General features: G+C 68.6%; 19 protein-coding genes. 4 read left to right on the top strand and 15 right to left on the bottom strand.

The window, feature by feature from the left end:
• Positions 1-2: 2 nt before the first annotated feature.
• Positions 3-1,970 (bottom strand): acetoacetate--CoA ligase, encoded by a 1,968-nt coding sequence (locus MQP27_RS42065; protein ID WP_242775526.1) that lies wholly within the window; start codon positions 1,968-1,970, stop codon positions 3-5.
• A 264-nt stretch (positions 1,971-2,234) separates the two neighbouring features.
• Entirely contained in the window at positions 2,235-3,413 is a 1,179-nt protein-coding gene (locus tag MQP27_RS42060) for a tyrosine-type recombinase/integrase (RefSeq protein WP_242775524.1), read from the bottom strand.
• 471 nt (positions 3,414-3,884) lie between these two features.
• Here MQP27_RS42060 and MQP27_RS42055 point away from each other — a divergent pair, with 471 nt between their 5' ends.
• Together MQP27_RS42055 and MQP27_RS51260 are read left to right on the top strand one after the other, a co-directional pair.
• Positions 3,885-4,127 carry a DNA-binding protein gene (locus MQP27_RS42055; protein ID WP_242775523.1) on the top strand — a complete coding sequence of 81 codons (243 nt, stop codon included), beginning with the start codon at positions 3,885-3,887 and terminating at the stop codon, positions 4,125-4,127.
• Positions 4,128-4,357: 230 nt separating this feature from the next.
• A complete protein-coding gene (locus MQP27_RS51260; RefSeq protein WP_308290084.1) occupies positions 4,358-4,642 on the top strand; it encodes a helix-turn-helix domain-containing protein in 285 nt (94 codons plus the stop codon).
• 31 nt (positions 4,643-4,673) lie between these two features.
• Here the strand turns inward: MQP27_RS51260 and MQP27_RS42045 are convergent, their stop codons facing one another.
• From MQP27_RS42045 to MQP27_RS42015, 7 genes are all read right to left on the bottom strand, one after another.
• Positions 4,674-4,988 (bottom strand): MazG-like family protein, encoded by a 315-nt coding sequence (locus MQP27_RS42045; RefSeq protein ID WP_242775521.1) that lies wholly within the window; start codon positions 4,986-4,988, stop codon positions 4,674-4,676.
• A 25-nt stretch (positions 4,989-5,013) separates the two neighbouring features.
• On the bottom strand, positions 5,014-5,811 hold the full coding sequence (locus MQP27_RS42040; protein ID WP_242775551.1) for an endonuclease/exonuclease/phosphatase family protein: 798 nt from the start codon (positions 5,809-5,811) through the stop codon (positions 5,014-5,016).
• A complete protein-coding gene (gene tmk, locus MQP27_RS42035) occupies positions 5,696-6,436 on the bottom strand; it encodes a dTMP kinase (protein WP_242775519.1) in 741 nt (246 codons plus the stop codon). Before tmk ends, MQP27_RS42040 begins: the two co-directional genes overlap by 116 nt.
• A complete protein-coding gene (locus tag MQP27_RS42030) occupies positions 6,433-7,548 on the bottom strand; it encodes a radical SAM/SPASM domain-containing protein (protein ID WP_242775518.1) in 1,116 nt (371 codons plus the stop codon). Before MQP27_RS42030 ends, tmk begins: the two co-directional genes overlap by 4 nt.
• Positions 7,545-7,799 (bottom strand): hypothetical protein, encoded by a 255-nt coding sequence (locus MQP27_RS42025; RefSeq protein ID WP_242775517.1) that lies wholly within the window; start codon positions 7,797-7,799, stop codon positions 7,545-7,547. Before MQP27_RS42025 ends, MQP27_RS42030 begins: the two co-directional genes overlap by 4 nt.
• Before the next feature lie 96 nt (positions 7,800-7,895).
• On the bottom strand, positions 7,896-8,375 hold the full coding sequence (locus MQP27_RS42020) for a hypothetical protein (protein ID WP_242775516.1): 480 nt from the start codon (positions 8,373-8,375) through the stop codon (positions 7,896-7,898).
• A complete protein-coding gene (locus MQP27_RS42015; RefSeq protein ID WP_242775515.1) occupies positions 8,372-8,902 on the bottom strand; it encodes a hypothetical protein in 531 nt (176 codons plus the stop codon). The genes MQP27_RS42020 and MQP27_RS42015 overlap by 4 nt, the downstream gene beginning before the upstream one ends.
• Positions 8,903-9,279: 377 nt before the next feature.
• Here MQP27_RS42015 and MQP27_RS42010 point away from each other — a divergent pair, with 377 nt between their 5' ends.
• Entirely contained in the window at positions 9,280-10,554 is a 1,275-nt protein-coding gene (locus MQP27_RS42010) for an NsdA family TPR-like regulatory protein (protein WP_242775514.1), read from the top strand.
• A 3-nt stretch (positions 10,555-10,557) separates the two neighbouring features.
• A complete protein-coding gene (locus MQP27_RS42005; protein WP_242775513.1) occupies positions 10,558-11,100 on the top strand; it encodes a GNAT family N-acetyltransferase in 543 nt (180 codons plus the stop codon).
• 823 nt (positions 11,101-11,923) lie between these two features.
• On the opposite strand, the gene MQP27_RS42000 is transcribed toward MQP27_RS42005, so the two are convergent.
• The 6 genes from MQP27_RS42000 to MQP27_RS41975 all read right to left on the bottom strand — a co-directional run bounded on the left by MQP27_RS42000 (position 11,924) and on the right by MQP27_RS41975 (position 22,098).
• The gene (locus tag MQP27_RS42000; RefSeq protein ID WP_242775512.1) at positions 11,924-12,256 is read right to left on the bottom strand and encodes a hypothetical protein; all 333 of its coding nucleotides are present in this window, start codon (positions 12,254-12,256) and stop codon (positions 11,924-11,926) included.
• 38 nt (positions 12,257-12,294) lie between these two features.
• Positions 12,295-13,236, bottom strand: coding sequence for a GH25 family lysozyme (locus MQP27_RS41995; protein WP_242775510.1), 942 nt, complete (start codon positions 13,234-13,236; stop codon positions 12,295-12,297).
• On the bottom strand, positions 13,236-13,427 hold the full coding sequence (locus MQP27_RS41990) for a hypothetical protein (protein WP_242775509.1): 192 nt from the start codon (positions 13,425-13,427) through the stop codon (positions 13,236-13,238). Before MQP27_RS41990 ends, MQP27_RS41995 begins: the two co-directional genes overlap by 1 nt.
• 602 nt (positions 13,428-14,029) lie before the next feature.
• The gene (locus MQP27_RS41985; RefSeq protein ID WP_242775508.1) at positions 14,030-14,593 is read right to left on the bottom strand and encodes a hypothetical protein; all 564 of its coding nucleotides are present in this window, start codon (positions 14,591-14,593) and stop codon (positions 14,030-14,032) included.
• 43 nt (positions 14,594-14,636) lie between these two features.
• A complete protein-coding gene (locus MQP27_RS41980; RefSeq protein ID WP_242775507.1) occupies positions 14,637-18,050 on the bottom strand; it encodes a hypothetical protein in 3,414 nt (1,137 codons plus the stop codon).
• 49 nt (positions 18,051-18,099) lie between these two features.
• Positions 18,100-22,098 (bottom strand): phage tail tape measure protein, encoded by a 3,999-nt coding sequence (locus MQP27_RS41975; protein WP_242775506.1) that lies wholly within the window; start codon positions 22,096-22,098, stop codon positions 18,100-18,102.

Genomic DNA, 22,098 nt, shown 5'->3' with positions numbered 1-22,098 from the left:
GGTCAGGCGCGTTTGCGGGCGAGGTCCTCGTAGAAGGACAGCAGGTCGAGGTTGTCGATGGAGCCGGGGTTGACCGCCTTCTCCAGCGGAGCGCCCTGGAGGAGGCGTTTCACCGGGACCTCGATGCGCTTGCCGGTGAGGGTGTGCGGGACGCCCGGGACCTCGATGATCTCGTCGGGTACATGACGTGGGGAGAGCTGTTCGCGGATGGTCTGCTTGATGCGGTCGAGCAGGGCCTCGTCCAGGACTGCGCCGGGGGCCAGGTGCACGAAGAGGGGCATCCAGTAGCCGCCGTCGGGCTGTTCGATGCCGATGACGAGGGATTCCCTGATCTCCGGGAGGCGCTCGACGGCTTCGTAGATGTCCGCCGAGCCCATGCGCACGCCCTGGCGGTTGAGCGTCGAGTCGGAGCGGCCGTGGATGACGACGGAGCCGCGCGAGGTGACGGTGATCCAGTCACCGTGGCGCCACACGCCGGGGTAGGTGTCGAAGTAGCTGTCGTGGTAGCGGCTGCCGTCGGGATCGTTCCAGAAGCGGATCGGCATCGACGGCATGGGGTTGGTGACGACGAGCTCCCCGACCTCGTCGATCAAGGGTTCGCCGCTGGGGTCCCAGGACTGCAGGTCGGTGCCGAGGCCGGCGGCCTGGAGTTCGCCGATGTGGACCGGGAGGGTCGGTACGGCTCCGGCGAAGCAGGAGCACACGTCCGTGCCGCCGCTGACGGACGCGATCCACAGGTCGTCGCGGACCTCGTCGTGCAGCCAGCGGAACCCGTCGGGCGGCAGCGGTGACCCGGTGGTGGCGACGCACTTCACCTTGGCGAGGTCGAAGTCGCGCGCGGGATGGACGCCGGCCTTGCGGCAGGCCATGACGTAGGCCGCGGAGGTGCCGTAGAGAGTGGCTCCGGTGCGTTCGGCGATGCGCCACTGGGCGCCCGTGTCCGGGAAGCCGGGGCTGCCGTCGTAGAGCACGATCGTGGTGCCCGTGAGCAGGCCGGAGACGAGGAAGTTCCACATCATCCAGCCGGTCGAGGTGTACCAGAAGAAACGATCCTCGGGGCCGAGGTCGCAGTGCAGGCCGAGCTGCTTGAGGTGTTCGACCAGGATGCCGCCCTGGGACTGCACGATGGCCTTGGGCAGGCCCGTCGTGCCCGAGGAGTAGAGCACCCACAGCGGGTGGTCGAAGGGGACCTGCTCGAACTCGGGCTCCACGTCCGCGCCGGTGAGGGCCGACCACTCCAGGGCGCCGTCCGGGGCGTCGGTGCCGAGGAGCGGGATGTGGACCACGGCGCGCAGCGTGGGCAGTTCGCGGCGGAGTTCGGCGACGATCTCACGGCGGTCGTGCTCCTTGCCGCCGTACCGGTAGCCGTCGACGGTGAACAGCACGACCGGTTCGACCTGCTGGAAGCGGTCGAGGACGCTGCGGGCGCCGAAGTCGGGGGCGCAGGACGTCCAGACGCCGCCCACGGCGGCCGTGGCGAGGAGGGCGACGACGGCCTGTGGAACGTTCGGGAGATAGCCGCTGACACGGTCTCCCGGGCGTACGCCGAGGGCGCGCAGCTCGGCCGCCAGGGAGCCGACCTGGCGGCGCAGCTCGGACCAGGTCACGGGGCGTGGCTCGTGTGTCTCGTCGACATGCAGGAGCGCGGGTTGGTCCTCCCGGGCCTCGGCCGCGCGCAGGGCGTGTTCGGCGTAGTTCAGGGTCGCCCCGGGGAACCACTCGGCACCCGGCATCGAGCGGTCGCCGAGTACGCGCGCGTAGGGCGTCGAGAACCGTACGTCGAACCACTCGGTGACGGCTTTCCAGAACGCGTCCAGTTCCTGGACGGACCAGCGGTGCAGTGCCGCGTAGCCGCCCTCGGCCGGGGCGCCGTGGTGTTCGGCCGCCCAGGCCTGGAACTTCGTGACCTGTGCCTGCGTGATGCGTTCCGGATCTGGCTGCCAGAGCGGCTGGGGGTTCACGGTCGACATTGGGGCGGCTCCCGGACTGTGCGCGTCGTGTGCGTCGGTCGCGCACGTGCTGGGGTGTGCGCGTGACGCGGCTGATAGGGGACGATGCCATGTGATCGACTTCTACACCAGGGTGCGCCCCACATAGTCCGTGTCGTGAAGATGTGGCCACGACACAGCGTCAGAGATCACGGAACAAGCGCTCCCGCCCAGGCCAGGGGCTCATCCGAAGGCCTACACGCCCCGATCGCTCACCAGGGCTGAACCCGCCCATCTCACAATCTCTCACAGCGGGCCTCCCCCCAGGCCTCCCCAGCTCTCGGCAGCGCCGCGCAGATCCTCGACGTCCGGCTTCAGGTAGAACATCTCCGTCGTCTTCGGATTACCGTGGCCCGCCCAACGAGCGAGGATGTGCCGGGCAACGCCCTCGTTCGCCAAGAAGGTCAGACACGACGCTCGCGCGTCGTAGAGGCGCACCTTGCGCATCCCGAGCTTGTCCATGAGCTTCTTGGCCTCGACGCGCAGCAGCCGGACGTTCAGGGGCTCGCCCATCTCGTCGACGAGGACGTACCCGGACTCCCGGTAGTCCTGCCCCAGCGCCAGTTTCTCCGACGCCTGCTGCGCACGGAATCTCTTCAGCGCCTCGAAGAGCAGAGCGGGGAGCGGGAGGTCTCGGTCGCTCGACTCCGATTTGGTGTCCTTCTCGACGACCTCATTGTTGTTGATCATGGTTCGGGTGTTGTCGACGACCAGGACGCGCGCAGCCAAGTCGATATCGCTCCAGCGCAGGCCGCAGACCTCCGCCGGCCGCAGTCCCATGAGACTGAGCAGGAACACGGCGAAGAGCCGTTCCTCTCGGATACCGGCCACGAAGGTGCGCACTTCGGTCGTGTTCCACGGCTTCGTCTTGGGCCTGGCCTTGCGGTCGGCCCGGCGGGCCTTCCTCGGGATGGAGACTTCGGAAGCGACGTTGAGGCCGACCAGGCGTTTGGTCACGGCTCGGGTCAGAACCTCTTTCAACCGGCCGAGCGCCATGTCGGCCGTCGTGGTCGACAGGCCCTTGTTGCCGTTTCGCGGGCGGACGCGTCCTTCTGTAAGCAGCCACTTCACCCAGGCCACGACGTCTTCTTCGGTGAGCTCCTGGAGCTGGATGTGTCCCAGGTGCTTCTTGGCGGGCTTGAGCGTGGTCACATACGAGTTGAGGGTGGTGGACTCGACGTCCTCCTCCTTGAGCTTGAGCCACTGGTCGATCCACTGCCCGACGGTGATCTTATTGGGAACGATCAGCGTGCCAGAGTTCTTCGCGGCCAGGAGTCGCGCGTACTCGGCCCGGGCGTCCTTGAGCGTGTTCTTGGTGACGGTGAGCTGTCGTCGGCCGCCGTCCGGTCGCCGGCCGACGTCAAGGACGAAGCGGTAGCGCTTCTTCCCGCTCGGCAGCGTGATCTCTTTGATCGGATCAGCCACGGCGCGCCTCGCCCAGCCATCGGCGGACCTGGTCGGGGGTTAGGTCAGCAAGGCGCACCGCGGAGAGACCGCCGAGGTCCTCGCGCCTTGGCCACCGAGCAGTGTCCGAGGCCGGCTGGCTGTAGCGGCGGAGAGCCCATCGCTGCAGCTTGATCGGTTGGGACATGGAACCCCCTTGCGGGCCGGGCCCAGCCGGTGCCCTCCGTCCACCTGGATCGGTCGGCTGTCGGCGTCGGGACTGTTCTGCGTGTCGGCTGTCGGGCGGAAAGCCGAGGACGGTTCGCGCAAGTTGCGCGCGTGAGAGTTAGTTGCACGGATTCCATATGATGCCTTACCGTCCGTCTCAGGTCGCGGAGTCCGCGAATTTCCGGCGGCGTCCGGGGAGTCGCGGCAGACGCGAGACGTAAGCGCGCCACGAGATCAGCCCCCACTCGGGGCGCAGGCGCCGGCATCGCGATATGGAGCCACCGGATGAGCAGAGCCAAGAAGCCCCCCACTCTCGCCGAGGTCCGCGGATGGCCCGCGACGGTGAGCATCCCCGAGGCAGCTGCCGCCATGGGCATCGGCAAGACCACCTTGTACGACCAGGTCAACGCAGGGGCGGCGCCGGTCCGCGTTCTTCCGATCTCCGGCGTGAAGCGAGTGGTAACGGCATCTCTCGTGCGGCTCCTGGAGACCGGGAACGCCGACCAGACACTGTCGCCAGCCAGCTGACCACTCACGTCTGGGGTCGGCGACGACAGCGCCGACCCCAGACGGATCCGCCCCTCCTGGCTTTGCGGAGCATGGGGAGAGACGGCTCACCACTCGGGATGCTGGGAGCGGCAAGTAGCGAGCCAAGTGCACTTCTTGGCTGAAGTCAGCATTTAAGCACCCCGCCGCGCGGCTGAAAAGTGCCCACTGTGGGCACTGACACATGATCTTTTCCCCACCAGGTTTGTGGGGTGCCTGAGCCAGAGCCGGAATGGAGTGTTCTCCGCCGTCGTGCCATCGGAGATCGCATCCGGACGGTGCGCCGGCATCGCAAGCTGACGCAGGAGCAGCTGGCACACGCTGTCGGGCTTGAACGGCGCACCGTTCACCGGCACGAAACGGGTCAGCGGGATACCCCGTTGTCGCTGCTCATCGCGATCGCGGACGCCTTGGACGTGCCCCTGGCGGTACTGGTCGCCGACACCCTCGAGCTCGATCTGCGCAACGTCCACAGGGACCACCGGCCCACGCGCTGAGATCCCTCAGGCGCGGGCCGGGACAGGGCGATCAGGACAGGGAGCGCTCGCCGATCTGCTGGAGCCGCTCGTCGAAGAGCTTCTGTGCGTCGGGAGTCAGGGAGGCCAGCGCGATCAGGGCGGTGATCGCCACGTCGCTGAGCTCCTTGTGGACGTCGTCCCACGTGTGGCTCGTGCCCTTGCGCGGGTTGGCCCCCATCACGCCGTGCAGCGCCTCAGCGACTTCGCCGAACTCCTCGCCGATCTTGAGCACGCGCATCGCTTTGGCCATGTCGCCCTGAACCGGGCTCTGATCGTCGAGCCAGCCGACGAGGCGGTGCACCAGCTCCCAGGTTGTTGCGTCCATGATGTCCTTCCGGGGTATGGGGCGCTCAGAACAGCGCCGTTTCGGCGGTGCTGGTCGGGTCCACTACGGGCAGTGGGGCGGCCGGGACCAGGTCGAGGCTGACGGTTAGGCCGGAGTGGTCGGTGAGTCGGTTTGCCATGGTGCGTGGCTCGTGGAGGTAGAGGCAGCCGAGCACGGAATCCGCGAGGCCAGCGGACACGTGGGCGTGGTCGTAGCGGTAGCCGTCCCCGGTCCGGCCGACCCACGAGTACTCGGCTGCGTCGGGGTGCAGGTAGCGGAAGGCGTCCTGGTAGCCGTTGAGGACGAGCCACGAATAGAAGCCGTACTCGAACGGCTGGAAGAACGGATACCGGGGCTGGTGGTTCGGCTCCAGGATGTTGAAGTCCCCGAGCACGATGCGGGCGCCCGGGTCGTCGCCTGAGGGGATCGCCCGGTACGCCTCGCGGAGGAAGTCCATCTTCCGTTGCGTCTTGACCGCTGTCGCGTCGCGGGAGGGCACGTACAGGCCAAGGACCTCGAGGGGACCGGTCTCCGTCTCGACGTTGACGGCGACGCCCCGGTGCGGGAGGTATCCGAACGCGATGCCGCTAGGGACGAGCGCGAGGCGGCTGACGACCATGACTCCGCGCTCGCCACGCTCCGGTACCGGGAAGCGGACGTGATAGCCAGCCCTTGTGAAGCGGGAGGCCAGGTACTCGCAGCCGGCGCTAGGCGCCGTCTCTGTCAGTACGAGGACCTGCTCCGGCCGGGCGGTCAGGTACGAGAGTTGCCTCTCCGCTCGCTCCCGGGACGGGTTGTTGAGGTTGAAGGTCAGCACGTCCAGGGGCATGGGACTTGTGGCTCCGCATGGTCAGTACGTCGCCCGCGATGATGCGGGCGAGCGTGTCGGGATCGGCGGCGGTCGCGTCCAGTTCCACGATCGGAACGTCGCGGTCTGCGAGGAACTTAGCGGCTTCGGCGAACAGCCCGTACTCGATGTGACTGCTGTCGGTCTCTCGCTCGAAGCGGCTGTGCGTGCCGCGGCGAGCCAGCCGGTTGGTGAGCACGTCGGGGTGCGCGGTGAGGAGCACGACGAGGTCGGGGCGCTCGGCGGCCTCGTTCATCCGCCACACGGTCTCGCGGTCGACGCCGTCCATGACCTGGAGGACCAGCGACGAGGCGATGTACCGGTCGCAGACGACGATCTCGCCGCGCGCCATGGCAGGCCGGATCTGCTCGTCGAGGTGCTGGTACCGGTCGGCGGCGATGAGGTGAGCCATCGCCAGGCCGCGGTAGACGTCGGTCCCTTGGCGCGCCATCGTGCCCAGCGGAGTGTCCGTGGGCTCCCGTGTCGCGCACACGTTGACCGCGAACTCGTCGCGGAGCAGCGTGGTCAAGGCGGCGGTGACCGTGGACTTGCCGACTCCTCCGGGCCCTTCGACGGCGATGAGCATTCCCTGGCCGTTCACGAGACCTCGATCAGGGGCAGGACGCGGGAGGTGGTGGGGACGACGGGGCACAGTTCGCTGTCGACCTCACCGATGCGGTGCCCGGCGGCGACGACGGCGGCCGGGCAGCCCTTGCCGCACGCGCTGGACATGGCGCAGCTGCCGCAGCTGTTGTTCGCGCCGACCTGCCAACGCTCGTGGAAGTTGTAGGCGTCCAGGCGTGCCGCGATGTCGTCGTCGGTCCACGCGTTGCCGACGACGAAGTCCGTGTCGGGGTGCTGGGACGCCTTGGTCCTGGCCGCGAACACGAGGTAGGGGCAGACGGTGACTTCACCCTGGGTGAAGACGTAGATGATCCTGCCGGCTTCGCAGTTACTCAGGGGCTTGTCGTCGTTCGGGAAGCGGATGTGGACCATGTCGAGGCCCTCGTCGGCGAACGGGAGCGTGATATCGCGGATGTGCCGCATGCGGTCGTCCGGCCGGCGCAGCTTGCGTTCGGAGTTCTCGCCCCGGCCCATCGGGCCGAGGGGGTTCATCAGCACGTAGTCGGCGCCCTGGTCGCGGGCGAAGGCGCACAGGCGCGCGTACTCCTCGTCCTCGGCGAGGTTGTTCGGGGTGCACAGGAGCCCCTGCAGGATGCCCGCGCGTCCGAACCGCCTGACCGTCTCGGTCGTCTCCTCGAAGCCCCCGGGATGGCCGCGGAACTTGTCGTGGGAGCCGTGGGAGAAGCCGTCGAGGGAGACGTTCATGTGGACGTCGAGCTCGGCGAGCACGTCGATCTGGTGGTCCGTCACCAGCGTCGCGTTGGTGCAGATGCCGACGGACATGCCAGCCGAGCGGAACTCGCGGACGATGCCCAGGAGGTCGGCGTGCAGGAACGGCTCTCCGCCGGTGAGGGTGATCCTGGTCGCGCAGGCCTCGGCCAGCTGGGGAATCAGGCGGTCGCGGATGTCCTCGAGGCGCATGTAGGTGCCGCGCTTCGTCGCCGAGACGAAGCAGTGGGCGCACTTCTCGTTGCAGGGCTCGCAGATCTGGATGAGCGCCTTGCGGTACGGCGCCTCCACGGTCGTGCGGAAGTAGCAGGACGCGGCCTGCTGTTGGCTGATGATCGGTCGGGCGGTCAGGGCTGTCACGTCAGTCCTCCCCTGGGATGTGGGGCCCGCCCCGCCCGTACGCCGGGGCAAGCACGGGCGGGGCGGGTGCTGAGGGCGGCAGCGGCGGGCTGCCGCTGCCTGAAGTAGGTGGTCGCCTGCCGCATGAGGCGGGCGAGGCAGTCCGAGCAGGCGTGGGAAGGGGCGTGCTGGCCGTCCCACTGGACCGGCCCGAGGTAGATCACCGGCAGGTCGTCACGGCCGCAGCCGAGCTGCAGGCGCCGGTGACCCATTGCCGTTCCACGGGAGACTCCTTCGAGAGCGGGGCCGAGAGCCGTCGCCGGCGGCCTAGGGCTCGGCGGCAAATCTGAGCGCATGCCGTGGGTGGGCTACGAGCACCCTGCGGGGCGCAGTCGCTGGGTCCCGGCCGCTACGAGGTCGCGCACGAACTGGGGTCGGCAGAGATCGCCTTCGTAGCGGGGACGCACTACCCAGTGAGCACCGGGCGGGGCGACGCGGTGAAGATCCGGGACTCCGAGGTAGACGCCGTCACCAAGGCAAGGGGCATCGTTGTCGAGGTCCCAGACCAGGCCGGCGTGGTTGTTGATGAGGGGGTAGTAGGTGGCGCCGACACGGTCATCGCCGATCACGGCCCCGTCGAGCCGTTCGGCGAGGATCGTGGCGACTTGTGCAGGGTCGTCGGTGTTGCACGCCGCGTGGACGAGTTCGCCGCGCAGTTTGATGGCGCACAGGCGATCGCCCATGGGGAGCATCGCGACTCCCTGCGTGCGCCATTCGGTGTTGGCCTCCCGGGCGCTGCCGTGGACACGTGCCAGCCACTGGAGGATGCGATGGTCGGGAGCAATCACTGGTCTCCTCCTTGCTGGGTGTGCCGGAACCGGCCGACGGTCGCGACTTGGAGCACGGCGTCGGGCTGGCACAGGGCGCCGGGGCCATCCATCGGCACGGCCCAGTAGGAGGTGTGAGCGTGCTGGTTCGGGTCGGTGAGATCTGGGCGCGGGACGAACAGGAGCGACGAGCGGGTGAGGCACTCGATGCCGTGGGGAAGTTTCCGTTTCGCCGTGCTCGGAGGCACGAGGGCGTAGTACTGGTCGCCGTTGGCGCTGACGATGACGGGACCACCGTGCAGGGCGCCGGCGAGGTACTCGGCGACGTCGCCCGGGTGGCTGGTACGGGCCGCGGCGACGACCAGGAGCGCGGGGATGCGCAGTGCCGCGAAGACGCCACCGCACTCAAGGACGGCGAGTCCGGTGTTGCGCCAGTCGGTAACGGCCTCGTCGGCGTTGTGGGCCGCGACGAGGAGCCACTCAGCCACTGCGAGTTCTCTCGTCGCCTGGGAGCCCGCCGCCAGGGTCGGCTCACTGCTGTCCGTCATCGCGGCCTCCCGGGAAGTGGCGCTGCGAGACGTTCCGGGCGCGTACGGACCCGGAGTCTTCGGTGCCGGGGACGGCGACGAGTCCTGTACGCGTGACGGTGTAGACGCCCCTGGACTTTTCAACGTCCTGTGGGCGTGCGGGGCGTGAGGCGGTAACTTGCGTCATGTCGACGCTCCCTCTCTGCAAAGAGCGTTGGCCATCCCCGGGGCCGTGTCAGCGGTCGCCGGGTTTCGCCTGTCCCTTACGAGCCAACAGGAACTGTCCAGTTGCCGTCAGGACGGATCCGGGTGAGTTACCAACTGCCAACCGGACAGTTTTACTTCACGGTGGGTGGCGGTCGGACTACCGTCGTAGGGCGCGTTGACGAGGGGACATCATGGCGAGACAGCGGAATGTGAAGCTCGAAGCCCTGCTCAAGGAGTGCGGCTACACCCACCAGGAGCTCGCCGACCAGGTGAACAGGACCGCCGAGGTCCTCTTCGGTAAGGCCACCCAGTGCACGGACCGGCACGTGCGGCGCTGGATCAGCGGCGACGTCCAGTGGCCTTGGTCTCGCTATCTTCTGGCCCTTCAGGAAATCTTCGGCCGCAGCCCGGAGGCCATGGGGTTCGTCCCGCGCAAGTCGTCACGCGTACCGGCCCCGCCGCCGCGACCGACGCGCGTGAAGGAGGAACGCCCGGTGCGACGACGGGAGTTCATCGCGGTGGGCCTGGCTGCCGCCTTAGGCCTCGACGCCATCCCGTCCGCCGGCCGTCTCGGCGCCAGCGACGTCGAGCGGATCCGGGCGATCGTCCCGGCCTTGTACAACTACGACCACTCCCTGGGCGGCGGCGCTCTCCACGAGGTCGCCGCGCTGGCCCTGGGACAGGTGCACCACGCGCTCAACCACTGCACCTACGGCGACCGCGTCGAGCGCGCCCTGTATGCGGCATCAGGCGATCTCGCCGCCTCGGCGGGCTGGTTCGCCTACGACGCGGGAAGGCAGGAAGCCGCGACCGGCCTCTACAACGAGGCGCTGCAGGCCGGAATGCTCGCCGGGGACGGCCAGCTGCAGGCCCGCGTCTGGTCGAATCTGGCGATGCAGGCTCGGCTTCTCGGTCGCGATCAGGAGGCGCTGCGGATCGGCCGCGCGGCCGTGGAGACCCGGCAGGCCAAGACGGATCCGTGGCTGATGGCGCTGTTGCACTGCCGGCAGGCGGTCGGGCACGCGCGCGTCGGGGAGCGGGTGCGCGCCGAGCGGTCCCTGGTCCACGCCGAGACGGCGTACGGGCGGGCCAAGGGCGAACCGGCGGCCTGGCTGTCGTTCCTCACCCCGGCCGAGCTCACCGGTCTCGCTGGCGCCGCGCACCAGGCTCTCGGCAAGCACCAGCGGGCACAGGAACTGACGGGCGCGGCACTGGGCATGCTGGACTCGCGCTTCGAGCGCAACCGCGTGTACTACCAGCTGCAGCGGGCACAGGCACTACTCGACGGCGGGGACGTCGAGCAGGCCGTCGACGAGGCGCACAGGACGGCCGCCATGATGGAGCGGGTGCAGAGCGACCGGGTACGGAGCAGGCTAAGCGATCTCCGCGTGCAGATGCGCCGCTACGCGGGCAGCGTGCCCGAGGCAGCCGACTTCATCGAGCAGACACGGGCTACGGAAAGGTGAGATGTGAACGGGCCACGCCTGGAACGCAGGGACGCGGCAGGACTCAAGGACATCCGGCCTCAACTCCTGGATGTGTACGCCGAGATCTATGCCGACCGGCTCGGCGAGGAGTTCCACTCGGTGGCCCGGTTCGACGAACGGCTGGGCTGGAACACGGAGGTGCCCGGTTTCGCCGCCGTAGTCGCCTACCTTGACGACGTCCCGGTCGGCTACGCCTACGGCTGCACGCTGCAGCCCGGTACCCGTTGGTGGAACGGCCTGCGCACCGCCGTACCGAAAGGCGCGACCGAGGAGACGGGGAGCCGGACCTTCGCGCTGTCGGAGCTGATGGTCGTGGAGCGGGTCCGCGGCACCGGGCTCGCGGGGCAGATTCACGACGAATTGCTGCGTGGCCGGCCGGAGGAACGCGTGACGCTCCTGGTGGAGCGGGATCATCCGAAGGTGCGCGCCCTGTACGAGGCCTGGGGGTACGAGTGGTTCGGCGAGGTGCTGCCGTTCCCTGATGCCCCGCCGTACGACGCGATGATCCTTCGCCGTCAGGTCTGACGTCCGCAGAAACGCCGAGTTGGGCCCCCACCCCGGACGGGGTGGGGGCCCAACTTGCTTTCGAAGACGTCAGCCCCGCGGCCACGTCTTGGGATCGCAGATCGCGTCCGTCGCTCTCCTGGGATTCCTCGGCGTGGGTCGCCCGGAGCGGGGGCGTCTCCTCAAGCGGTCTTGCGGCGGGGGTCCAGGGCGGCGGCCTGCGATGCTGGGGAGGATCCGCCCGGGTCGGGCGCTCCGTCCTGCCGGCACACGAGGGCGCTCGTGTCGTACGAGGGTGTCTGGAGGCTGTATCCCGACGGGCAGTTCTGGCCGTCCTGGCCATCGCGGCCATCCTGCCCGGCTGGGCCAACTGGGCCAGCCGGGCCTGCTGGACCGGTGGGTCCGGCTGGGCCTGGAGGGCCTGTTGGTCCGGGAGGGCCCGCCGGACCGGCCGCTCCGGGAGCGCCGCTGGCGCCCGGCTGGCCGGCCGCGCCGTTCTTGCCCGGCGCTCCGGAGGGACCGGGGCTCCCCTCCTGGCCCTGAGGGCCTGCAATCGGTCCCGGGGACTTGGTCCGGTCGCCGAGGTTGTCGACCGCGCGGCTCGGGTCCGGGGCGACGGGTGTCTTGCCCTCTGCCTGCACTTGCCGGCGCAGCGCGCGGACGTCGCCGGCAAGGGTGGCGACGGCGTCTCCGCGGAGGGTTGATTCCTCGGCGAAACGGTCGGCCCTGTGAGATTCGCGCCCGATGAGGTAGAAGGCGAACGCGAGGCCGCTGGCGAGGACCAACAGGGTGGTGGCGATCCACAGCAGGTGCCGGGCCCGGTAGAGGGCGCCTTCCGTGCGTGTCACGGGGGTTGCCCTCCCAGCTGGGCGATGAGAGCCCGGAGGCGATCGTTCTCGGCGCGGAGCCGGCTGCTCTCCGCATCGGCTACGGACGACCTGGCTTCGGCCGCTGATGCTCTGGCTTCGGCTGCGCTGGCCCGGGCCTCGGCGGCGGCCTCGTCGGTCTCCGCCTTGTCCCGCTCGTGGGTGAGGTGCCGGGTCAGGTCGTTGTAGATGACAGCGGCGCTGCCTTCGCGGGCTGCCCGGTTCGCGCCACGCTGGCCGTATATGGCCGCTGCTGCCGTCACGGGTGCGGCCACGAGGCTCGCGATGGCCGTGATCAGGGCAGCGTCCATACGGCCTCCTCGGCGCCCGGCGGCTCAGAGTGTCCGGTTCAGGTCTTCGGGACCTTGAGGGCGTCCCAGGTCTCTCGGCCGGGCGGCCAGGTCAGGGCGTCGCCCGTCCAGCGCTTGTGGTGGGTGGCGTTGTACTGGCGCTGCCAGGCCTCGTACGAGGTGACGTCGGCCTTGCCGAGGACGGGACCCGGGCCGACCTTGTAGTGGCCGCAGCCGACGTCGACGAGCCGGCGGCCCATCGCGGTGAAGATGGGCGACCGCTTCCCGTAGGCAGGCCCGGCCCCCCTGAGGAAGAAGGAGCGTCCTGGGTACGGCTCGTACTTCGGGTGTGCGGGCGTTGTGCCGCCGGTGGCCCAGGTGTGCAGGTCGTCCGCGCTCATGTAGCAGATCGACCGGTCGAGGGGGCTGCTGGTGAACTGCCAGAACAGCGCCGTGTGTCCGGACGGCGCCGGCCGCGCCGCGCGCTCGGCCTCGGCGTAGGTGTCGACGGAGGGGCCGGGGTAGCGCGGGAACCACAGGGGGGTGTCGGGCGGGATGTGGCCCTGAGCGACGTCGGCGGCGGAGGTGTAGGCGCCGACGCGCTGTGTGGGGAACGCGGTCTGGACGATGGCGAGCCAGGTGGTGGCCCAGGCGAGGATCTGCGCGTCGCTGCGTCCTTGGTAGTTGCGGCCGTCGTTGTAGGCCTCGAGGTCGAGCCAGTGGATCAGGTGGGTGCTGCGGGCGTAGGGGGCGACGGCGGCGATGTAGTTCGCGGCCTCGGCGTCTGCGTCCTGGGTGGGCCAGGCGAGGTGGTAGGCGCCGGGGGTGAGTCCGGCCTTGATGATGCCGGCGATGTGGGTGTCGAATCGCTGGTCGCGGGTGTGTTCGCCTTCGGTGGCCTTGGCGAAGGCGAAAGCGACGCCGTCTTTCTTGTGGGCGGCCCAGTCCTGGGTGCTCTGGTAGGCGGAGACGTCGATGCCGCGGCAGGTGTTGGTCGTCATCACGCGCCCTCTTCCTGGTCTCGGGTGATCTTCAGCTGGACGGCGTGTGCCGCGGCCCGCCAGGCGCCCTGCACCCGGTCGTCGAGGCCGCTCCAGTCGGGCAGCTGGTCGCCGTTGACCGCGCGGTGGCCGACGGTGTCGGCGTACACCGTGTAGGCGAGAGCGCCCAGTTCGTCGGGGTTGGTTGCCATGAAGGACCTCCTGAGGCGGTGGATCCGTCGTACGACGGCGCGGTCCAGCTGGGGTGAGATGGTGGGTGGGCTTGGTCGCCTTCCCTGTGCGTATGGGCTCGCCCTCGGTCGGCGGCTGAAGGTACGCGGGGCTTTCAACAGCAAGAGGCGTGGCTGGGACCGGATGTGGTTGACGTGACATACGCGCGCCAGCTCGTTCGTCCGCGGGTATCGCCGTGGCGTGCTTTCTGTGGCTGAGGCCGACAAGGGGCAGGAAGAGATGCCACAGGTTTCGGGCGACGAGACCGGTGTGAAGGATGCGCGCGCGTGGGGGCGGCGGTGGTCTTGAAGGCCGGTGGGTGGGGGTTGCTCAGCCAGGTACTAGTGCGGACCCCCCTGCGGGAACGGGTTCCGGAACCCGTCCCGGAACGGGGTCCGGCTTTCTGGGCGGCTCGGAACCCGTCGCGGAACGGGGTCCGGAACCCCCTGCGGGAACGGGTTCCGCCCGGCCCGGAAACCCCTGCGGGGACGGGTTCCGGAACCCGTCGCGGAACGGGTTCCACACAGCGGCCCCCGAGCAGCCATGCCGGGTGGTTCTGGAAGCCGGCTGGGCGGTGGTTGGGTCAGGCGTGGAGCCACATGACGAGCATGCTGCAGTTCTTGCCGGCGGCGACGTCGGCCTGGGTGGACAGGGCGCCTCCGGACACCTGGGAGCCCCACACCTCGACGTAGTCGCCGACGGCGAGAGGCACGATCATGAGGGTGCCTACAACCACGGTCGCGTGCCCCGAGGACACCGACTGAATCTGCACGGACGACCCGCCCGGGATGGTGGTCCCGTTCTTCTGGTAGTAGGTGATGCGCTCCTCGGTCGCGTTGATTGCCCAGGCGGTCGATCCCCACAGCAGGTAGTAGCCCGCGACCTGGCAGGTGTACCGGCTGGTGTTGGTGACGGTGGAGTGGCCGCCGTCCGTGTCGATGACCTCGGTATCGATCGTGATCGCGGCGCCCGTGGTCCCGGAAGCGACGGACTGGCTGGTGGCTTGGTAGCCGAAGAACATCGGCAGACCGTTGCTTCCGCTGCCGACGAGCCACTGCATGATCGCGCCGACCTGGGCGGTCCACAGCGCGCTGGTGACGAAGTTGCCGGGGACTTCGGCGGCAATGCTGGGCACGGTGCGGGGCACGCGGGCACCTCCAGGAGCGTGGGGCCCGCGCGGGCCCGGGGAATCAGTAGGCGAAGGCGACGCTGTCGAACTTGCTGACGGCGTCGTAGGTGGTCGGGTCGGTCACCCCGGTCGGCAGCGGCTCACACACCGTGTCCCCCGCCGTGTGGGCCTTCGTGGTCGCGGCGGTCAGAGTGATCGTGGCGGTCGTCCAGCCGGGCGACGTGGCCCCCACCGCCGACACGGTCACCGTCTCCTGGTTGGCGGAGTTCTGGCCCAGCACGATCAGGTCCCCCGCCGCGAGCTGCGCGGCGAGCGGGTTGGTGTTGTCCGCGCTCGCGTTGACCGTGATACTCGTGACCCCGGAGGCGATGCTGGACGCCAGGGTCGTGTGCCAGGACGAGAAGACGGCGTACGGCGTGAGGTCGGCCGGCGAGCACTGGAGGGTGACGAACGCCTCGCCGGTGTCGTCGATGTCCCACTGGATGTTCTCGATGAAACAGTCAACGGTCGTCGCTGGGACGTTCTGCGCCCGCCGCATCACCCGGACCCGCATGCCGAGCTCCAGTTGCAGGCAGACCGGCCACATCGCCGGGTTCGCGCTCGGATGCAACCGCAGCGAACCGACACGCTGTGCGGGCTGCTTGTACCTGCTCAGGAGGTAGTAGGCGGCGTCGGAGCACTCGTTGGCGTCGCTGGCGTTGATGCTGCGCGACATCGTCCGCGGGAAGAAGTTCGTGACGGAAGTCGCGTCGGTGGCGTAGAAGTTCTGGGACGTGCCCTCCTGCGTGACCGTGATCTGGTTCGACAAGTGGGTGCTGTCGTAGTCCAGCTCGCAGTTCTCGTACGGCCACTCGCCGAGCTCCGTCTTCTCCCCGAACACGAACAGCGGCGTCGTCGCGTTGTAGCGGGCCGAGCGGGCCTTGAAGGTGATCGTCCCGTCCCGGGATACGAAATGGGCGCCGTTCTCCGTGTCCACGACCGCCTGGAGCGCCGACATCGCGTCCTGGCCGTCGAACGCGGCGGGGCCCATGCTGGTGGTCAGGCCGGTCTGGATCGAGGTCCAGCCGCTGTACCCGGCGTAGCGGAGGATCCGCGAGTAGCGGGCGTTGCTCGACTCTCCGGAGCAGGCGCTCTTCCACGCGTTGTACAGGTCCAGGATAGGCGTGGACCCGAAGAAGGAACCGAATTCGCAGACGAAACTGATGTCGCCCTTGAAGTTGTCGATCACTCCATTGCCCACGGTGGCGTCGACGTAGGCGCCGATGCAGTCCGAGACGATCCCGGTGGGCGTGTAGCTGGTGGGGACGCTGCCGTAGAAGGCGGCCGTCGCGCCGTCTTGCGAGACCATGACCTGCTGGGTCGACTGGTTGTATCCGAAAATCAGCAGATGCCAGTCGCCATCAACGCAGTTCGTGGCGCCACCGGCTTGATAGCTCCCGCCACCCCCCGTGGGGCCGGCGATCTGAACGTACGGCTTGCCGTCCGTGCTGAGGAGCACGTGGATAAACGACCCCGACTGGCTGCCGTTCGCACGCTGCCCATCCATGCTGGACCACAGGTACGCCGCGTTGGTCGGCGTCGGCCCCGTGTACCGGAAAGCAATCATCCTGACCCAGACCGTCGGGTCAGCGGGCCCCTTGATTCCGGCGCTGGCCAGCTTCAGGAACGTCGAGGCCGAAGTGGTCGGCTGCCCGGGGTTCGGGTTGTTCAGCGTCGCCACCGCACCGGAGCTGCCCGTGTACGTGCCACCGGAGTCCGTGGAGGTGATGGACGAGCCCCACACCCACGAACCGGCGCCGTACTTGCTGATGCCCAGCTGCGCGGGCGGATTGTTACCCGTCCAGTCAGTAGCCGCGGTCGATCCTGCCGGGTCGTCCAGCCGGTAGACGAACCGCGGAGCGTGGCTGTTGATCTCCTGCGTGAGCGGGTCGTCCAACTGCTGCTGCGAGAGCAGGCTGAAGGTGTCCACCACGTTCGGGGAGACGAGGCTGTACGTGCCGTCCATGTCCCACGAAGGCGTCCACCGCTCCGTCCAGCCCGCGTACATCGGGTACCAGACGCCCGGGCACGTCCAGGACGAGGCGACCGTGCCCTTCTCCAGCTGCCATCCGTCGACTTGGAGGCTGCACGTGGCAGCGGCGTTCGCCGTGAGGGCGACGCCGACGTCCATGCCGGCCGCGTTGGCCGGCGCTGTCCCGGTGACGACGAGGTACGTCCAGGCCGCCGTTGTCGACCCGGTCAGTGTGGTCCCGGTGCCGTAGCTGTACGAGGTGGGCGTACCGCCGCTGCCTGCGGTGTACCAGCCGATGAACGGCTGGACGCCCAGCGATGTGGACGCGGTGACGTTGCGGACGCGGATCGTCATCGTGTACGTCTGGCCCGGGATCGGGGACCAGCGCGGTGTGTGGCAGGGCCGGCTCCCGGTCGTCGACCCGGACGGCACAGACATCTGGATGACGGTCCCGCCCATCCACGCGGTCGCCGACGCGACGAAGGTGCCCCCGCTGGTGTCCGTGGTCGAGAAGATGTCGCTGGTGACCACGCTGATGGTGCCGCTCAGGCCTCCGAGGTCACCGGCCGTCGCCATGGCCTGGTCCAACAGATTCCGGGTCGCTGGCCACTGGGCGCGCTTCCGGTACGGCTGGTACGGCTGGACGTGTCCGTACCAGGGGCCGCTGGCATTGGTCGGGTCGAGGGCTGCGTCCGGGTTGGCCAGGGTCAGGCTGGCCTCACCGGAGCGAACCTGGTCGAGTTCGTACTGCCGTCCTCGGCTGATCGAGATCCCGGAGCGGGTGCGGTCCGACACCTCGACGTACCGGTCCAGCGGCTGAGTGCCCGCGTTGGCGTTCCAGTACGGCGCCCAACTGTCTTCGGTCAGTGGCCAGTTCGGATTGAACTTCCCGCCATTCGGGGTGTTGACGTTCTCGATCGTTGCGACGCTGCCCGCCACCTCGGTGACGGAGGCGCCGGTCTGGAACACGAAGGACATGGCCGTCGGGGACCAGGTGTAAGCGCTCGTCCACTGGGTGGTCCAGTTCAGGCCGTCCGGGGAGGTGTCCGCCGACCACGAGCCGCCGGTCTCCTTCAGTCTCCACCAGCGGTGGGCGTGGGGGTCGTAGGTGGGCAGGGTGGTCGTCACCGTTGACCCGGCGGTCTGCAGGGTCGTCTTGAAAACGCCCGATTCGACGCGGATCGCGACGGAGTTGTTGGCGTCGACCAGGAGCTTGTAGGCGACCTTCGTGCCTCCGGCGCCGTTCGCGGGGACTCCGATCTGGGCGTAGAGAGCACCGGAGGTCGCGTCGAACGTGGTGGTCGTGCCGAAGGTGTTAGTCGCCCCGTTCGTGGTGGGCACGGCCAGGACCACGAGGTCGTTGTCTGTGTCCAGCGTCGCCGCGCCGCCGGTGACGCTGTTCCACAGCGCCGAGTTGATGGACGAGGCGGTGAACGCGTCGGACAGGGCAGACAGTTTCGCCACCGGGCACCGCCGATCTGGCGCCCGGCGGCGCCCTCGAACTCTGGGTAGGTCAGCGCTTGTAGGCGGGGTAGGTCGACGGGTTGCGCATGCCGCGGCGAAGGAACGCGGTCTCGACGTCCTTCGCGAGGCGGTCCACGGTGACCGCGTTGCCCTCGATGTTGAAGTGGAAGTGCTGGTGGATCACTGTGCCGCCGGCTCCGGCAACGGCCAGCCCTGTTCCGGCGAACGAGCCGGCGCCTGCGACGGATCCGGCGAGGCGGTGGACGGCGGTCGTGGCGTGGTGGGCGTGGCGGGTGATACCGGCGGCGAGGCCTCTGGGGATCCACTGGCCGATCTGGGCGAAGACCTGGCTCGGGCTCTTGATCTTGAGGGCGTTCTTGATGGTGGTGGCCATCTTCTTCGCGATCTTGAGCATCTGCTTCTCGATCGCCTTTTCCTGCGACTGCAGGCCCTTGACCAGCCCTTGGGCGGCCTTGATCCCGGACCCGTACATCGCGTCGGCCACCGACTTGCCGGCGCTGGTGGCCGCGTTCTTCGTGGCCGTGTTCGCCGCGTTGATCTGCTTGATCTGGTCCTTCGTCGCTCCGGCCAGAGCCGTGGCGGTCGCGCCGCCCTGGTCCACACCGGCGGCGGCGATCTGCGCGATCAGATCCGCGCTGAGGCCCTTCTTCTTCAGGGCCTGCAGCTGGGCCGCGAACTGGACGGCCTTCTGCTGCTGGTCGCGCATCTTGTTGACCACGTCTTGCGCGGTCAATGCGAAGCCCTCTTGCGGGGCCTCGGTGACGATGGAGAAGCCCTGCATGATGCCCTGGCTGACGTTCTTGACCTCGTCCGACCAGGCCTTCTGGAGGTCTTTCAGCTTCTTCTGAGCGGTCTTCAGCTTGGCGGCGACCGAGTCGCGCTTCGCCGCCAGGCCGCGGAGGACCTTGTCCTCCTTCTTCGCGTACGCCTCCAGCTTCTTGATCGTCTTCTCGTGGGACTTCACCCACGAGTTGGAGACGCCCCGGGTGCCCTTGAGGTCGGCGACCTTGCTGTACGTCTGCATCAACAGCGACTCGATACGCCGGGTCGCGGCCTTGACCTTGGCCATGGAGCCGGTGAGGCCGTCGACGAGGCCCGTGTTGATGTAGACGCCGAGCTGCCGGAACACCTTCGACGGGCTGGCGATGCCGAGGGTGCGCGCGAAGGCGTCCGCAGTCGCTTTCGCGGCGCCACGCATCGTGGCGTGGGCGCGCGGCGCGCCTGCTCGGATGCCGTCCGCCAGGCCGTCCATCAGGGCCCGGCCCGAGTGCAGCGTCCAGCCGCGTCCCGAGAAGGGGCCTTCCTTCGCGGGTGAGTGCGGGAACAGGCCGGCGATCTTCGAGACCACGCCCTTCGCGGCGCTGTACGCCGACCCGGCCATGTTCTTGATCCCGGCGATGAAACCGCCGATCAGAGCCTTACCGGCGCCCAGCAGCAGACTGCCCAGGTTCCCGAGCGCCGACCTGACCCGCCCTGGCAGGCCTTTCACCCAGGCGACGGCTGCCAGGGCCTTCTGGATCGTGGCGGTGCGGAAGTCGGCCCAGGCTTTGATCGCGACGGACAGAATGGCGACGGTGAGCCCGACGATGGCGGCCTTCGCCTTGCCAGGCAGGCCGGCGATCCAGCCGATCAAGGTCTTTCCGGCGCCCACGGTGGCGTGGTAGGCCTCGACGAAGCCGCTGCTGATCTGCTTCCAGTACTTGACGATGAACGCGACCGCGATGCCGATCGGGCCGGTGAGAATCGCCAGGAGGAGCGGCCAGTGCGCCTTCACGAAGTCGACGCACCAGCCGATGATCGCGCCGATGGCCTTGAATGCGCCGTCGACGAACGCCCTGAACCAGCCGATCTTGTTGTAGGCGAGGACGAGTACGCCCACGAGCGCGATGATCGCCAAGATGATCAGCGTGATCGGGTTGGCGTCCATCGCGGCGTCCAGCAGGAACTGCGCCGCCGCGGCCGCTTTCGTCGCGATGGTCGACGCGACCAGAGCGACCTTCTGCGCGACGTACGACGCCGCCGTACGCAAGGCGGACAGCGCCGAGATCGCCATCTTCTTCGCGAAGTCCAGGGCGGCGAGGCTCGCCGTCTTCATCGCCAGACCGACGCTCTTGATGCCGGAGATCAGGCCAGACCAGGCCGCCTTGCCCGCGGTCGCCGACACCCGGCCGATGCTGAGCGCGAAGCTCTTCACGGCGCCGCCGGCAGTCTTCGCACCGGACACGACGGCGTCAAAGCTCTTACGCATGGCCCCGCCGAAGGAGCCAGCGCGCCCAGAGAACGCCGATTCGGCGACTCGGGCATCCCGGAATCCCTGCGCTACGCGCTTCCCCATCCCGACGGTCGCACTGCCCGCGGTTCTGGCGCCCGACACGACGGCGTCGAAGCCCTTACGCATGGCCCCGCCGAAGGAGCCAGCACGCCCAGAGAACGCCGATTCGGCGACCTGGGCCGATCGGAAGCCCTGGACGACGCGGCCCCCCATTTGGACAGCGGAGACGCCCATCTTCCCGAACGCGACCGCGCCTTTGGCCGCGCTCATGGTGAGCTTGGCCGCGTACGCGACCACGGAGAGGGCGAGGACGCCGCCGATGACCGCAGCCAGGGCGGTTGCTGCGGTCTTGTGCTCGGCGAAGAAGCTGATCACGGCGGAGACTACCGGGATGAGCTTGCTGCCGATCTCGATCGCGAGGACTTCGGCCTTCTGCTTCGTCTGGGCGAGCTGGACGTTGAGGAGCTTCGATGTCTCCTTCCAGCCCTCAACGTCCTTGCTGCCGTTGTGGAAGCTCTCCCCGACTTTCCGTACGCGTTCCTTGAAGTCGTCGCTACTCTCGCCCGTGAGCTGGAGCGTGGTGTTGAGGCCGATCGCGCCGCCGGTCATCTTCCGGATCGCGTCGGTGTACGTGGTCGCGGCTGGCCCACCGCGCTTGAGGGCGTCATTGAAGCCCTTGCTCTTGTTCTGCAGCGTCGCGTACTGCGACAAGAGATTGGCCTGCTCCGGCGGGAGTCCCTTCAGTTCCTTCCGCCAGTCCGCCAGGCTGAGCTTCCCGCTGTCGTACGAACGGGCCAGGCCCTGGATGGACTTGGGCATGCTGCGGATCATGATGTCCGCGTCCTTGGCGGCCTGCTTCGACGTGTTGAACGTGTTCAGCAGGATCGTGCCGGAATGCCCCATCCGCGACAGGACGGTCTTCGAGAGTAGGTCCAGTGTTCCGGTCAGGCCGCGCTGGCCCAGCTTGGTCTGAACGTCGGTGGCGGACAGGCCAAAGCGCTGCATGGTCTGTACCGCGACGTTGTTCGGTGAGGCCAGCGAGCGGATCGTCGACGCGAGCTCCTGAGTACCCTCACGAGCGCTCGTGCCGTGCTGGGTGAGGGTGGCGAGCGCGCCGGTCACCTGCTCGAGGCTGATCTTGTTCGCGCTGGCGATCGGGAGGACCGTGGAGAGCGACCCGGAGAATTCCTCCATGGTCATCTTGCCCTGGCCGGCCGCTGTTTTAAGCGCGTTCATGACGCGCACGGAGTCGCTGGCGTGCAGGTGGTACGACGCCATGACCGAGGTCATGGCGTTGGTGACCGTGGAGAGTTGAGCGTTCTCCTCTCGGGCGCCCTGGGCGGCCGCCCGCAGGACCGTGATCCCCTCGGCACCCTGGTACCCGGCCTTTTCGACCTGGTACATGCCGTCGGTCAGGTTGCGCCAGTCGGTGCCGGTGCCGGTCGCGATGTCCTTGATGCCCTGCCGGACCGTCTGGAGGCCCTTGAGGCTTTCCCCGGCCGCGGTGTGCAGGACCATGGTCTCGGACTCGAAGTCCGCGGCCATCTTCGTCGAGGCGGCTGCCACACCGACCCCGATGAGCGACACGGACCGGCCGGCCTTCGCCATGCCGGCCGCGATGGTGGCGCCGGACCGCTTGAAGCTGCCCTCGAGACCGCTGGCTTCGGCGCGTGCCTGGCGGAACGTGCCGCGCAGCTGGGTCATGTCGCCGATGAGGCGGACCAGGACGGGCGGCAGCAGGGCACCCTCGGACAC

It is taken from the genome of Streptomyces cylindrosporus (assembly GCF_022698165.1).
Classification (GTDB): Bacteria; Actinomycetota; Actinomycetes; order Streptomycetales; family Streptomycetaceae; genus Streptomyces; species Streptomyces cylindrosporus.
This window is presented reverse-complemented; position numbering and strand designations above follow the sequence as displayed.

What these genes read in the sequence shown, in the direction of transcription:
- MQP27_RS42065 (WP_242775526.1), bottom strand. Translation starts at nt 1,970, where the DNA reads ATGTCGACCGTGAACCCCCAGCCGCTCTGGCAGCCAGATCCGGAACGC.
- MQP27_RS42055 (WP_242775523.1), top strand. Translation starts at nt 3,885, where the DNA reads ATGAGCAGAGCCAAGAAGCCCCCCACTCTCGCCGAGGTCCGCGGATGG.
- MQP27_RS42045 (WP_242775521.1), bottom strand. Translation starts at nt 4,988, where the DNA reads ATGGACGCAACAACCTGGGAGCTGGTGCACCGCCTCGTCGGCTGGCTC.
- MQP27_RS42025 (WP_242775517.1), bottom strand. Translation starts at nt 7,799, where the DNA reads ATGGGTCACCGGCGCCTGCAGCTCGGCTGCGGCCGTGACGACCTGCCG.
- MQP27_RS42015 (WP_242775515.1), bottom strand. Translation starts at nt 8,902, where the DNA reads ATGACGGACAGCAGTGAGCCGACCCTGGCGGCGGGCTCCCAGGCGACG.
- MQP27_RS42010 (WP_242775514.1), top strand. Translation starts at nt 9,280, where the DNA reads ATGGCGAGACAGCGGAATGTGAAGCTCGAAGCCCTGCTCAAGGAGTGC.
- MQP27_RS42000 (WP_242775512.1), bottom strand. Translation starts at nt 12,256, where the DNA reads ATGGACGCTGCCCTGATCACGGCCATCGCGAGCCTCGTGGCCGCACCC.
- MQP27_RS41995 (WP_242775510.1), bottom strand. Translation starts at nt 13,236, where the DNA reads ATGACGACCAACACCTGCCGCGGCATCGACGTCTCCGCCTACCAGAGC.
- MQP27_RS41990 (WP_242775509.1), bottom strand. Translation starts at nt 13,427, where the DNA reads ATGGCAACCAACCCCGACGAACTGGGCGCTCTCGCCTACACGGTGTAC.